Source organism: Coprococcus sp. HPP0074, assembly GCF_964238105.1.
Lineage (GTDB): Bacteria > Bacillota > Clostridia > Lachnospirales > Lachnospiraceae > Faecalimonas > Faecalimonas umbilicata.
On the sequence record NZ_CAXSKS010000001.1, the window covers coordinates 126,230 to 139,869 of the forward strand.

The window sequence follows — 13,640 nt, forward strand, 5'->3', positions numbered from 1 at the left end:
TCAAGGATTGGGGTAAAATGCTTTTGTTTTGCGTTACAGTAAATGTTGATAAAAAAACACAGCAAGCTGCGTGCGGTCCCGCAGCTCTAATTTTTCTAAAATGCTGCTGAGGTAATTTCGTACGGTGCCTTCGCCAAGATACAGTGCTTCGGCAATTTCTCTGTTGCTGCGTCCATCTGCCACAAGCTCAATGATAGAAAATTCACGGCTGGTAAGTTGATACGTTTCGTAATCGAAAGCTTTCTGTGGCTCAAAGAGCTTTGGAATCCGTGTCGTGATCTCTGCGCCAAATACAGTTTGTTCTTTCAGGACAGCACGGATTGCAGGGGAGATTCCAGTATAATCTTGTTTTAAAATATAGCCGTGGGCTCCCAGGTGCAATGCCTTTATAATGTACTCGTCATCAGAAAAAGTAGTGAGCAGAAGAATACGGGCATCGGGATAGCTCTGCAAAATCTGTTCTGCGGCATTTAGTCCGTCCAGATGTTCCATGCGGATATCCATGAGAAGGAGATCGGGCTGAAGCTGCTTATATAATCTGACAGCATCATTTCCGTCTTTTCCGATGCCGCAGACAGAAAGATCTCCCTCTGCCTCGAGGATAGTCTTTAATGCGGTAGTGATCAGATAATCATCATCGACAATTAAAAGTCGTATCATAAATCAGATTCCTCCTTTTTGTTCTTTGGGATTGCAATAAAAATCGAAAAACCGTTTTCGCAGGAAAATGTAATCGTGCCGTTTAGTTTTCGGATTCGTTCTTTCATATTTTCCAAGCCGATTCCTTCTGTGGCAGAAGGAGATTGTAAAGTACCGTTATCCTGGATGACAAGTTGCCAGAGTGCAGGGTGTTCTCGCATGAGGATTGAAACGGCGGTAGCGTTACTATGTTTGATAATATTAGAGAGGGCCTCTTTTGTAATAGAGAGAAAAGCATATTTAATAGTTCGTGGGACCGTGATCGGCATGTCGTACTCTAGTGTGATCGGGCAGAAAGTAAAGGAGGAGGTCAGTTCCTCAGTGACTTCTTTTAAATTGACTGAGTCGTCGTGCAAGTCATGGACACTTGTGCGGATATTGTCCATTGCAAGAGATAATGTATCGGTGAGCTGTCTGAGTGGTTCCTGTAACGATTCTTCCTTGTTGATCGTCCTAATGGCACCGGATAGAAGAATTGCCCGAGAAAGCATATGGCCTACATTGTCATGGATTTCTCTGGCAATTCGGTTACGCTCCTGTAAGGTGGCAGTATAGATTTCAGAATCCTGTTTCTGGAGGAGTGCCTCATGTTTCTGGGATAGGAGCATGTTTTTTTCGGTCTGATCATCTATGGTGTGAATATATTGTTCCTTTAGCTGATCGTAATCAGAAGTATGTTTTTCCAGCAAAATGGCTGTGATACATCCGAAAAGTATATATAGAATTTGATCAGTAGCGGAAGAAGTTATAAGGAAAAGAAAGTCCGCAACTACCAGAAAAAATAGGGGAAGGATTCTGTAAAGGCAGAGATCGTAGCAAATGACCGGGAAAAATAAAAAGAGCGCCGGATAGAATGGAGCTGCCACAAGAAAAATAGGAAGAACAGAACAGGCATAGCGGCGGGATGTAAAAAAGAAAGTAGTCATTGCAGTAAAAACAGCAAGAAAAAATCCCACAACAAAAGAACGGTCCGTATTTGTCGGGCAGAGGAGAAGCAGAGAATATAATATGAGAAATGATTTATTTAAAAACTGGCGCATGGGAAATCCTTTCCCGGAAGTGATCCGGACTGTTACTATGAGAAATATTATACCATCTGTATGAAATGACGTCATTACTTTTTTATCGGTCTGCAGAAATTCTGTCTGTTTTAAGTTCTTTCCTCCCATTTAGGATTAAAAAGTGACAAATGTCATATAGGGAGCTGACGTGTGACACTGTTCGAAGCAGAATAGATTTTTTATAATGGCAGTAAAGAAAATGATGAACATGGGAGGAGAAAAAATTATGATTTTGATAGAAAATCTTGTGAAACGTTATGGAAAGATACTTGCACTGGATCACTTGAATCTCGAAGTACAAGAGGGAGAAATCTACGGACTATTAGGGCCAAATGGGTCGGGAAAGACAACCGTAATTAATTGTATTCTGGCACTTTTAAAATTTGACAAAGGAAGTGTAAAAGTATTTGGGGAAGAAATCCGGCCGGAAAGTTATCATCTGAAGAAACAGATTGGGGTTGTGATGCAGAATGTGGCAGTTTTTGAAGAACTTAGTGTTTATGAGAACATTGATTATTTCTGTGGACTTTACATTCCTGAGAAATTAAAGCGGAAAAAACTGGTGGAGGAAGCGATTGCGTTTACAGGACTTGAAGAATATTTAAAATTCCGTCCGCAAAAGCTTTCTGGAGGACTTTTGAGACGGCTGAACATTGCCTGCGGAATTGCACATAAACCGCGCCTGATCATTTTGGATGAACCGACAGTGGCAGTCGATCCTCAGAGCAGAAATAAAATTTTAGAGGGGATTAAGGAGCTTAATCGTAAAGGGAGTACGATTATCTATACCTCCCACTATATGGAGGAGGTTGAGCAGATCTGTACAAAGATTTCCATTTTGGATCGAGGCAAATGCCTTGCGACAGGGACGAAAGAAGAGCTGAAACGAATGGTGAAGACAGGGCAGAGAATTGTGATTGACACGGTTGTTTTAAATGAGAAACAGATTGAGAAAATTCGGACATTGCCACATGTCTTCTCGGCAGTTTGGAAGGACCAGCGCCTGATGGTACACTGTACGGAAGATGGAGAGAATCTGATCCGGCTTCTCAGCTATCTTTCCCAGGAGAAGATTCCTTTTGGAAGAGTGTTCTCAGAGCAGCCGACACTGAATGATGTATTTCTTGAAATTACTGGTAAGGCTCTTAGAGATTGAGGAGGGAGAACGATGTTACATTTAGTTAAATACCGTTTTTTACAGATCATCCGGATGCGTGCATTGATGTTCTGGGCATTATTATTCCCAGTGATTCTCGGAACACTTTACTATTTTGGATTTTGGAAAAATGCAAATTGTCCACAGCTGGAAATGATTGATGTGGCAGTTGTCGCGGAAGAAGATTCTCCTTTTCTGACATTTTTGGAAGGCGTAGAAGATCTGCTATCTCTTCATGTGATGGAAGAAGAGGAGGCAGAAAAAGCACTGGAAAATGGAAAGGTGCAAGGAATTTATACGGAGGGAAGGGAACGGACACTGACAGTTGCCGCCACGGGAGTTGCTCCCAGCATATTAGAAACGATACTGGAGCAGTATAATACAAATGAAAGACTGATAGAGAAAGTGGCGGTAGAACATCCGGAGAGGCTTGAAGGAATGATGGATTCGATGAAAGCATACAGGGATCGAACGACAGAAACTTCTCTTGGGGGAACGGTAAGAAACTCTCTTGTAGAGTATTTTTTTGCACTGGTTGGGATGGCTTGCATGTTTGGCTGCGATTTGGGGTTTGCTGTATCTCTTAGCAGCAATGCGGATCAGTCACCGGTGGGGATGAGGAGAAATATAAGTTATCTGTCCAGAGGAAAGATAATGATGGCAGATTTTCTCGTTGTGTACGGGATCCATTTTGTAAACTTGTGGATTTTAATCTGTTACCTGAAAGGAATTCTTCGGATTCCGCTTGGGGAAGATAATGGGAAAATCTTACTTCTCTGTATGGCAGGAGGAATGATTGGAGTGTCTTTCGGCATTATTGCAGGAAGTATCGGAAAAAGTTCAGGAACACATAGACTGAATTTCTTGACGTTGATTACGATGTTGCTCAGTTTTTTTGGAGGGCTTATGGTACAGAATATGAGACATATTGTGGACAAATGTTGTCCGCTACTCAATGCATGGAACCCGGTTGCGCTGATCTCGGATGGATTCTTCAGTATGACAATTTATGAAGATATGGAAAGATACTGGAGAAATGTGATTATGCTGTTTGGAATGGGGATGATGTTTCTTGTTGCCGGATGTATTGTAATGAGGAGGAAACGCTATGACAGTATTTAGAGGATATCTTTTGATCATCAAGCGGAACTGGGGATTTATTTTTATTTACACAGCACTGTTTCTTTTGACAATGCTGATCATACAGGGGGAAACACAGAAAAAGGAAGAAAAAGAATTTCAAAGAAGCCGTCTGAAGATTGCAGTTGTGGATGAGGATGGAGGAATGCTGGCAGAAGGGCTTACAAATTATCTTGCGACTTTGCATGAAATCACAGAGATAGGCAATGCGGAGGGGACTCTTTTGGAGGCAATTTACTATGGGGAAATTTCTAGTGTGATCCGCATTCCGAGAGGAGTGGGAGAAAAGTGGGAAGTACAGTTGACAAAAATACCGGGATATGCAGAAGCGGATTATTTGAAACAGCAGATCAATTTGTTTCTGAATCAAGTGCAGTTCTGTACAGAAAATGGGTATTCCATGCAGGAAGCATTTGCGCTTGTAAACCAACAGTTGGAAGAGAAATCGGTCAGACTTTTAAATCTCAATGGGAATCAGGGGAAATGGGAATCTTATTATTATATTTTTCGTTTCCTTCCATACCTTTCCATTGCAGTATTGTGTCTGATCTTAAGTATTCCGATGAATGCATACCGGAAGAAAGAAATCAGACAGCGGCTGCAATGTTCTGCAGTTTCTCTGCGTCGCCAGACGGTGGAAGCAATGCTTGCATTTCTAGTTGTAGGGATTATTTTCTGGGCAGCGATGATCGGAGTTGCCATAATTTTTTCAAAAAATAGTTTTTTCGAAAGCCCGCATGCGACGTATCTGGCAGGAAACAGTTTCCTGATGGTTCTAACGAGCCTTGCAATGGCATTTTTGATTGGCGCAGTCGCAGAAAGTGAGAACGTCATCAATATTATTGTGAATGTGACAGCGTTGGCAGTTTCTTTTCTTGGAGGGGTGTTCACTCCAACATCTGTATTAGATAAAGGGATATTGAAATTCTCCAGAATACTTCCGGTTTATTGGTATGAAGAAGTCAACAATCTGCTTGCCGGGTTCCGGGAGATTATACCGGAGAGACAGAGCGAAATCTGGAAATCATTTGGGATTCAGTGTTTGTTTGCAGCAGCATGTATCAGTATCGGTATGGCAGTGTTGAAAATAAAAGAGCAGAAAGAAGACTAAAAATTAGTCTTCTTTTCGCTCCAGATTCTTTTGTGCGGTAGACAGCATCAGTTTGATCCGATTCAGCTGGTTGACTTCACTTGCGCCTGGATCATAGTCGATGGCAACAATATTTGCAAGCGGATAGCGGTGTCGCAGCTCTTTGATGACACCTTTTCCGACAATATGATTTGGGAGGCAGCCAAATGGCTGCGCACAGACGATATTTGTAGTACCGCTATGGATCAGTTCTAACATTTCTCCGGTCAGAAACCATCCTTCCCCAGTCTGATTTCCAACAGACACAATGTCTTGTGCCATTGCTGCCAAATCTGAAATCTTTGCTGGTTCAGAAAAACGTTTGCTCTTTGCAAAGGCAGCAGAAGCCGGTGCCCGGAACCAGTCCAGTGCGTGAATTCCAAGGTTTCCCTTTGTGGCCGAAGATTTTTTCATTCCAAGGTGGCTTGCTTTGAAATTGTTGTTATAGAAGCAGTAGGCAAAAAAGTCCAAGAGATCCGGAACAACAGCTTGGGCGCCTTCCTGTTCTAAGAGTTCCACAAGGTGATTGTTGGCTGCAGGGAGAAATTTTACAAGGATCTCTCCTACGATTCCAACACGCGGTTTTTTTCTATCGAGAATCGGAAGTTCGTCAAATTCATGTATGATCTGTGCGCACAGCGATGAGAAAGTTCGCCTGGATGGATAACCACCAGATAAAAATTCTTTACACTTCTTTCTCCATTTTTCATGAAGCGCATTGGCAGAACCAGGGACTGCTTCGTATGGTCTGACACGGTACAGACATTTCATGAAGACATCTCCCAGAACAACCGCATAAATTCCCTTCATTGCAAGAGGGAGAGTGATCTGGAATCCAGGGTTGCTCTCAAGGCCGCTCAAATTCAGGGAAATGACCGGAATGTGAGGGTAGCCGGCTTTTTTGAGTGCCCGTCGGATAAAGCCAATATAATTCGAAGCACGACAGCCACCACCAGTCTGCGATATGATCACAGCGAGCTTATCGGTGTTATATTTTCCTGATAAGATGGCATCCATAATCTGTCCGACAACGATCAGTGACGGATAGCATGCGTCGTTGTTGACGTATTTTAGACCTACATTGACCGCTTCTTTATTATCATTCGGAAGAATTTCCAGTTGGTAGCCGCAGGAGCGGATTGCCGGCTCCAAAAGGTCAAAGTGGATCGGAGACATCTGCGGACAGAGAATCGTATAGTCTTTTCTCATCTCTTTTGTAAATACTGCCTTTTGGATGGAAGATGGCTGGATCGTACGGGTTGTGTGCATCTTTTCGTGAACGCGGATCGCTGCGATCAAGGATCGGATACGGATGCGGGCAGCTCCAAGGTTATTGACTTCATCAATCTTCAGGGAAGTATAAATCTTTCCTGAGTTTGTCAGAATATCAGAGACCGCATCAGAAGTTACTGCATCTAGTCCGCATCCAAAAGAAGTAAGTTGGATCAGATCCAGGTTATCTTTTGTCTTGACATAGTTTGCCGCAGCATAGAGGCGGGAATGGTACATCCACTGGTCCATGACGATCAGAGGGCGCTCTACTTTGTGTAAGTGTGAGACGGAGTCTTCTGTAAGTACAGCGATCCCGTAGGAGTTGATCAGTTCTGGGATTCCGTGATTGACTTCCGGGTCAATGTGATATGGGCGTCCGGCAAGAACGATTCCCCTCTTATGATGTTTTTCAAGCCATGCGATCGTCTCTTCTCCTTTTTTTCGGATATCTTCCCGGCAGGCGGCAAGTTCGTCCCATGCTTTTTTTACTGCATGGCGAATTTCCTGTTCTGGAATCTGGAATTCTTTTGAAAATTCTTCTATGAGCCGCTTGGACAGCACTTCCTCACTTTTGAAAGAGAGGAATGGATTTTTAAAGTGAATCGTTCCATTGGTGATTGCATCCATATTATTTTTGATGTTTTCAGCATAGGATGTAACCATTGGGCAGTTATAATGATTGTTTGCATCTTTAAATTCTTCCCGTTCATAAGGAATGCAAGGATAGAAAATAAAGGTCACTCCCTGATTGATCAGCCATTCCACATGTCCATGTGCCAGTTTTGCCGGATAACATTCAGATTCACTTGGAATAGATTCGATTCCGAGTTCATAAATCTTACGGCTAGACGGTGGCGAGAGCACAACGCGGAATTTCAGTTCATGGAAGAAAGTAAACCAGAACGGGTAATTTTCATACATGTTCAAGACACGAGGAAGACCAACCGTTCCGCGTACGGCTTCTTGTTCGGAAAGCGGCTCATAGCCGAAGCAACGTTCGCTTTTGTATGCGAATAAATTTGGGAGTTCCTGTTCTTTTTTCTCTTTTCCAAGTCCGCGTTCACAGCGGTTTCCGGTAATAAAACTTCTTCCGCCGCTGAAACGGTTGACAGTAAGCCGGCAGTTATTTGTGCATCCGCGGCACTTTGTCATTGTTGTGCTGTATGTAAGCGCTTCAATTTCTTCTATCGGAAGCATGGTTGTTCCTTTACTTTCATTGAAACGCTCGCGGGCAATCAGAGCAGCGCCGAAAGCGCCCATGATCCCTGCGATATCTGGTCGAATACATTCGCAGTCTGCAATTTTTTCAAAACTTCTGAGCACGGCATCGTTGTAGAAAGTACCTCCCTGTACGACAATATTTTTCCCAAGCATACTGGCATCTGATACTTTGATAACTTTATACAGTGCATTTTTGATGACAGAATAGGCGAGTCCGGCAGAAATGTCCGAGACAGATGCCCCTTCCTTTTGTGCTTGTTTGACTTTTGAGTTCATAAAAACAGTACAGCGTGTTCCGAGATCAATCGGATGCTTGGCAAAAAGTGCTTCATGTGCAAAGTCTTCCACGCTATAATTTAAAGATTTCGCAAACGTCTCAATGAAGGATCCGCAACCAGAAGAACAAGCTTCATTTAACTGTACACTGTCCACAGTGTGATTTTTGATTTTAATGCATTTCATATCCTGTCCGCCGATGTCTAAAATACAATCGACATCTGGATTGAAAAAAGCGGCAGCATAATAGTGGGAAATAGTCTCCACTTCACCCTCATCAAGTAAAAGGGCGGCTTTTATAAGGGCTTCTCCGTATCCTGTGGAGCAGGAGTGGGCAATTTTAACCCCATCTGGAAGTTTTGTATAAATATCTTTAATTGCCTTGACCGTTGTTCCTAACGGATCACCATCATTGCTGTGATAAAAAGAGTAAAGAAGATTTCCGTCTTCGCCGACAAGTGCCGCTTTTGTTGTGGTAGATCCTGCATCAATCCCGAGAAAACAGTTTCCCTTATAGGAGGAGAGATCAAGTACAGGAACCTGATGTCGTTCGTGCCTGGTCTTGAAGTTCTGATACTCTGCTTCACTTGCAAACAGTGGTTCCATACGTTCTACTTCAAAATCCATATGGATATGTTCCGCCAGTCTTGTCTGAAGGGCTGTCAGGGAGGTTTCGTGATCTCCCTTGGAGTTAAGTGCAGACCCAATCGCAGCAAACAAGTGGGAATGCTTCGGTGCGATAATATGTTCATCGTCGAGATTTAGAGTGCGGATAAAGCTATTTCGCAGCTCTGACAAAAAGTGGAGAGGACCGCCAAGGAAGGCGACATGTCCGCGGATCGGTTTTCCGCAGGCAAGTCCACTGATCGTCTGATTTACCACTGCCTGAAAAATAGAAGCGGCGAGATCTTCTTTTGTAGCGCCCTCATTGATCAGAGGCTGGATATCTGATTTCGCAAAGACACCACAGCGTGCAGCAATGGAGTAGAGCGCCTGATAATTTTTTGCGTAGGAATTTAATCCGGTAGCGTCTGTCTGCAGAAGAGAAGCCATCTGATCAATGAAAGAACCAGTACCACCGGCGCAGATTCCGTTCATGCGCTGTTCGACATTTCCGCCTTCAAAGTAGATGATTTTTGCATCTTCTCCACCGAGCTCGATCGCAACATCGGTCTGAGGTGCGTAGTCCTGGAGAGCGGTAGAGACTGCGATGACTTCCTGTACAAAAGGAACTTCCAGGTGATTGGCAAGTGTCAGCCCGCCAGAACCAGTCATGACAGGAGATACTAAGATTGGACCGAGTTTATAAAGCGCTCGCCCGAGAAGATCGGAAAGGGTCTCCTGAATATTAGCAAAATGACGCTCGTAGTCAGAAAAGAGTACATTATTTTCTGTATCAAGAATTGCAATCTTTACAGTAGTAGAACCGATGTCGATTCCCAGTTTATATAGTTGTTTGTAATTCATAAATATTGCTCCTTTTAGAAGAAATAAGGTCTGTTCTAACCTATTAAAATATAGTCTGCTTAAAAAAACAATTTTCATTATATGACAACAATTTGCAAAATACAACGAAAAAATAATAAACTGTTAGAATTGACAAAAGAGGAGCTTGCAGGTACAATTAGTATGAGTAAATTTTAAGAAAGGTCAAGAGGAGTAGTTATTCATATGAATTGGATCAACAAACTAGAACGTAAATTTGAAAGATATGCAATACACAATCTGATGCATTACATTATCATCCTTTATGCGGTTGGCTTCGTTCTGAACCTGATCGCACCTGGTTTTTATATGGAGTATCTGAGCCTGAATGCTAACGCAATTCTGCATGGGCAGATTTGGAGAATTGTGACATTTTTGCTTCAGCCACCAGACGGAAGCCCGATTTTTATTGTTTTTGCATTGTATTTGTATTACATGATCGGACAGAATCTAGAGGCGGCATGGGGAGCGTTCCGGTTTAATCTGTACTTTTTTACCGGGGTATTGTTTCACTTGATTGCGGCGCTGATCGTATACTTCCTGACAGGAATTTCATTCCCAATCGGGACTTCGTACTTGAATCTGTCACTGTTTTTTGCCTTTGCGGCATTGTATCCGAATGTAGAGTTTTTGTTGTTCTTTGTCATTCCGATTAAGGTCAAATATCTGGCATTGCTGGATGGGGCATTTTTTGCATTCACGATCTTGCAGGGAATTCTTCCGGCTTACGCAGGAGGGGTCTTTGGAATTATGTATAAAGCAGACGCAATCGCAGCATTCGTATCTCTTTTGAATTTCCTGATCTTCTATGTATCATCAAGGAATATGAAGGCTTACTCACCAAAAGAAATCAGAAGGAAACAAGCATATAAGAAACAAGTGCACCGGGCAGAACACACTTATGCCAATGGAGCAAGACACAGATGTGCTGTGTGTGGCAGAACAGAACTGGACGATCCGAATCTGGAGTTTCGGTATTGTACAAAGTGCAATGGCGATTACGAATATTGCCAGGATCATTTATTTACGCATGAGCATGTCAAATGATTTTGAGACTGAAGTGAGATAAGAAAGGAAAAGTAAAAGATGAGAAAGACAAAAATTATATGTACGATGGGACCAAATACGAACGATAGAGCTATGATGAAGCGTCTCGCGGAAGAAGGCATGAATATAGCACGCTTTAACTTTTCGCATGGCTCTCACGAGGAGCAGAAAGGAAGAATGGATCTTCTGAAATCTGTTCGTGAGGAGATTGGGAAGCCGATTGCGATTCTGCTCGACACAAAAGGACCAGAGATCCGTACAGGTGTGCTGAAAGACGGAAAGAAGGTAATGTTAGAAGCAGGAGAGATGTTTACACTGACAACAGAAGAAATTGAAGGAGATGCAAAAAAAGTATCTATCACGTACGATGGACTTGCAGAAGATGTAGAACCAGGAAAGAGAATCCTGATCGACGATGGATTGATTGAGTTAGAAGTAAAGACCATCAACGGAAATGAAATCACTTGTAAAGTGTTAAATGGAGGAGAGCTTGGAGAAAGAAAGGGTGTCAATGTTCCAAATGTTCCGGTACGTCTTCCTGCACTTACGAAGAAAGACCGTGAGGATATTATTTTTGGTGTGGAACAGGGAATTGACTTTATTGCAGCATCCTTTGTTCGCTCCGCAGAAGGAATTCTGGAAATCCGAGCATTATTAAAAGAGTGTGGAGCACCACATATACCGATTATTGCGAAGATTGAAAATGCAGAAGGAATCAAAAATATTGATGAGATCATTCACTGTGCAGACGGTATCATGGTTGCGAGAGGAGATCTCGGTGTGGAAATCCCGGCAGAGAAAGTACCGTACTTACAGAAAATGCTGATTAAGAAATGTAATGATAACTATAAGCCGGTAATCACTGCAACACAAATGTTAGACTCCATGATCCGTAATCCGCGTCCGACAAGAGCGGAAGTGACAGATGTTGCCAATGCTGTTTACGATGGAACAGATGCAGTGATGCTTTCAGGTGAAACAGCACAGGGAAAATACCCGGTGGAAGCTTTACAGATGATGGTGCACATTATTGAAAATACAGAGAAACATCTTGATTATGATGTGCTTCTTGAAAAAGCGCAGGAGCATAGAAAGAAAGGAATTTCTAGTGCGATTGGATATTCTTCTGTGGCAACTGCAATGAATCTTTCGGCAAAATGTATTATCACACCGTCTGTAACTGGTGCAACAGCAAGAGTAGTGTCTAAGTTCAAACCAAAGGCAGATATTATCGGTGTGACACCGTATGAAGAAACTTTGAGAAAAATGCAGATCTACTGGGGTGTAACACCAGTAAAATCGATTGAATACAACACAACAGAAGACATCTGTAACGATGCGATCGATCTTGTGACAGCAAAGAGACTTGTGGAGCCGGGTGATATTGTCGTAATGACAGCGGGAATTCCGTCCCCAACGATCAAAAAATCACGTGACGGCGTAAGTAATATGATGAGAATCGCTGTAGTGGAATAAAATAGTCCGAGAGGGCATGACAAGACGGTATACAGCTGTTCGGTCATGCCTTCTCTGCAATAGAAAAGGAGAAGAAACGATGACGAAGAAACCATTTGTGACAAAAGAGCAACTGGAAGAGATTGCAAAAGTCTATCCGACTCCGTTTCACATTTATGACGAGAGAGGAATCCGTGAAAATGTGAGAGCACTAAAGGAAGCTTTTTCTTGGAATAAGGGATATAAAGAATATTTTGCGGTCAAGGCAACACCTAATCCATTTTTAATTCAGATTTTAAGAGAATACGGATGTGGGTGCGACTGTTCTTCTTATACAGAATTGATGATGTCGGAAGCAATCGGAGCTGTGGGAGAAGATATTATGTTTTCTTCCAATGCAACTCCGGCAGAAGAATTTGTCTATGCGGATAAGTTGGGAGGAATTATCAATCTGGATGATTTTACCCATATTGATTTTCTGGAGAAGGCAATCGGACATATCCCGGAGACCATCAGCTGCCGGTACAATCCGGGTGGGCTGTTTCAAATCAGCAATGATATTATGGACAATCCTGGAGATGCGAAATATGGAATGACGACAGAGCAGCTGTTTGATGCATTCCGAATTTTAAAAGAAAAAGGGGCAAAACACTTCGGAATTCATGCCTTTCTTGCAAGCAACACAGTGACAAATGAATATTATCCGATGCTTGCAAAAGTTTTGTTTGAAGTGGCAGTGAAGTTGCAGAAAGAAACAGGAGTCCATATTAAATTTATCAACCTGTCTGGTGGAATTGGAATTCCGTATCGCCCGGATCAAGAACCGAACGATATCCATGCGATCGGGGAAGGGGTCAGAAAAGTATATGAGGAAGTACTTGTGCCAGCAGGTATGGGAGATGTTGCAATCTATACAGAACTTGGCAGATTTATGATGGGGCCGTACGGTGCACTTGTGACAAGGGCAATCCATGAAAAACATACGCATAAGGAATACATTGGCTGCGATGCATGTGCGGTAAATCTGATGCGCCCGGCAATGTATGGGGCTTATCATCATATTACAGTTATGGGAAAAGAGGATGCGCCATGTGACCATAAGTATGATGTGACGGGATCACTCTGTGAAAATAATGATAAATTTGCGATTGATCGCATGCTTCCAAAGATCGATATTGGAGATCTGCTTTATATCCATGATACTGGTGCACACGGATTTGCAATGGGATATAACTATAATGGCAAATTGAAATCGGCAGAACTTTTGTTGAAAGAAGACGGAAGTGTACAGATGATCCGGAGAGCAGAGACGCCGGCGGATTACTATGCGACGTTTGATTGCTTTGAAATTGGAAAAAAATTGATAAAATAAGTAAAAAATAGAAAAAAGAACTTGCAATTCAAAAAAAAGTGTGTTATGATAAATCTCGGTTCTGAGAGATGAACCGAGGTAAAAGAGCCGATGTGGCGGAATTGGCAGACGCACATGACTCAAAATCATGCGGAGCGATCCGTGCCGGTTCGAGTCCGGCCATCGGCAGTAAAATCCAGATTACTTTAAGTAGTCTGGATTTTTTGCATAGAAAAACACTTGCAATCGGGGGACGCAAGCGGTCATATGTAATTTGTAAGTTAGAGAAAACAGTGTATTTTAGAAAGATAATTAAAAATAATAGAAAACTATAAATAAGTAATAAAA

At 42.5% G+C, this 13,640-nt stretch carries 9 protein-coding genes and 1 tRNA gene; 7 read left to right on the forward strand and 3 right to left on the reverse strand.

Annotated elements, in window-relative coordinates; all coding sequences use genetic code 11:
• Window positions 1-33 precede the first annotated feature (33 nt).
• Complete coding sequence (locus ACESPO_RS00635) at window positions 34-660, reverse strand: response regulator (protein WP_336305309.1); 627 nt, start codon at window positions 658-660, stop codon at window positions 34-36.
• Complete coding sequence (locus tag ACESPO_RS00640) at window positions 657-1,388, reverse strand: sensor histidine kinase (RefSeq protein ID WP_270457118.1); 732 nt, start codon at window positions 1,386-1,388, stop codon at window positions 657-659. The genes ACESPO_RS00635 and ACESPO_RS00640 overlap by 4 nt, the downstream gene beginning before the upstream one ends.
• Window positions 1,389-1,986: 598 nt before the next feature.
• Here ACESPO_RS00640 and ACESPO_RS00645 point away from each other — a divergent pair.
• The 3 genes from ACESPO_RS00645 to ACESPO_RS00655 are packed head-to-tail and all read left to right on the forward strand — an operon-like array spanning window position 1,987 to window position 5,167.
• Entirely contained in the window at window positions 1,987-2,916 is a 930-nt protein-coding gene (locus ACESPO_RS00645; protein WP_009261986.1) for an ABC transporter ATP-binding protein, read from the forward strand.
• Window positions 2,917-2,928: 12 nt separating this feature from the next.
• Window positions 2,929-4,038 carry an ABC transporter permease gene (locus ACESPO_RS00650; RefSeq protein WP_336305310.1) on the forward strand — a complete coding sequence of 370 codons (1,110 nt, stop codon included), beginning with the start codon at window positions 2,929-2,931 and terminating at the stop codon, window positions 4,036-4,038.
• Window positions 4,025-5,167 carry an ABC transporter permease gene (locus tag ACESPO_RS00655; protein ID WP_270602362.1) on the forward strand — a complete coding sequence of 381 codons (1,143 nt, stop codon included), beginning with the start codon at window positions 4,025-4,027 and terminating at the stop codon, window positions 5,165-5,167. Before ACESPO_RS00650 ends, ACESPO_RS00655 begins: the two co-directional genes overlap by 14 nt.
• Before the next feature lie 3 nt (window positions 5,168-5,170).
• Here ACESPO_RS00655 and ACESPO_RS00660 read toward each other — a convergent pair whose 3' ends face one another.
• The gene (locus ACESPO_RS00660; protein ID WP_270665514.1) at window positions 5,171-9,421 is read right to left on the reverse strand and encodes a 2-hydroxyacyl-CoA dehydratase; all 4,251 of its coding nucleotides are present in this window, start codon (window positions 9,419-9,421) and stop codon (window positions 5,171-5,173) included.
• 204 nt (window positions 9,422-9,625) lie between these two features.
• Here ACESPO_RS00660 and ACESPO_RS00665 point away from each other — a divergent pair, with 204 nt between their 5' ends.
• From ACESPO_RS00665 to ACESPO_RS00680, 4 genes are all read left to right on the forward strand, one after another.
• The gene (locus ACESPO_RS00665; RefSeq protein WP_119987174.1) at window positions 9,626-10,486 is read left to right on the forward strand and encodes a rhomboid family intramembrane serine protease; all 861 of its coding nucleotides are present in this window, start codon (window positions 9,626-9,628) and stop codon (window positions 10,484-10,486) included.
• 39 nt (window positions 10,487-10,525) lie between these two features.
• A complete protein-coding gene (gene pyk / locus ACESPO_RS00670; protein ID WP_119987171.1) occupies window positions 10,526-11,962 on the forward strand; it encodes a pyruvate kinase in 1,437 nt (478 codons plus the stop codon).
• A 79-nt stretch (window positions 11,963-12,041) separates the two neighbouring features.
• On the forward strand, window positions 12,042-13,313 hold the full coding sequence (locus tag ACESPO_RS00675) for a diaminopimelate decarboxylase (protein ID WP_009261980.1): 1,272 nt from the start codon (window positions 12,042-12,044) through the stop codon (window positions 13,311-13,313).
• An 86-nt stretch (window positions 13,314-13,399) separates the two neighbouring features.
• A tRNA-Leu gene (locus ACESPO_RS00680) sits at window positions 13,400-13,481 on the forward strand.
• Window positions 13,482-13,640: the final 159 nt, after the last annotated feature.

Coding starts and splice junctions, on each gene's coding strand:
- ACESPO_RS00635 (WP_336305309.1), bottom strand. CDS start 660: ATGATACGACTTTTAATTGTCGATGATGATTATCTGATCACTACCGCA.
- ACESPO_RS00650 (WP_336305310.1), top strand. CDS start 2,929: ATGTTACATTTAGTTAAATACCGTTTTTTACAGATCATCCGGATGCGT.
- ACESPO_RS00660 (WP_270665514.1), bottom strand. CDS start 9,421: ATGAATTACAAACAACTATATAAACTGGGAATCGACATCGGTTCTACT.
- pyk (WP_119987171.1), top strand. CDS start 10,526: ATGAGAAAGACAAAAATTATATGTACGATGGGACCAAATACGAACGAT.
- ACESPO_RS00675 (WP_009261980.1), top strand. CDS start 12,042: ATGACGAAGAAACCATTTGTGACAAAAGAGCAACTGGAAGAGATTGCA.
- ACESPO_RS00645 (WP_009261986.1), top strand. CDS start 1,987: ATGATTTTGATAGAAAATCTTGTGAAACGTTATGGAAAGATACTTGCA.
- ACESPO_RS00655 (WP_270602362.1), top strand. CDS start 4,025: ATGACAGTATTTAGAGGATATCTTTTGATCATCAAGCGGAACTGGGGA.
- ACESPO_RS00665 (WP_119987174.1), top strand. CDS start 9,626: ATGAATTGGATCAACAAACTAGAACGTAAATTTGAAAGATATGCAATA.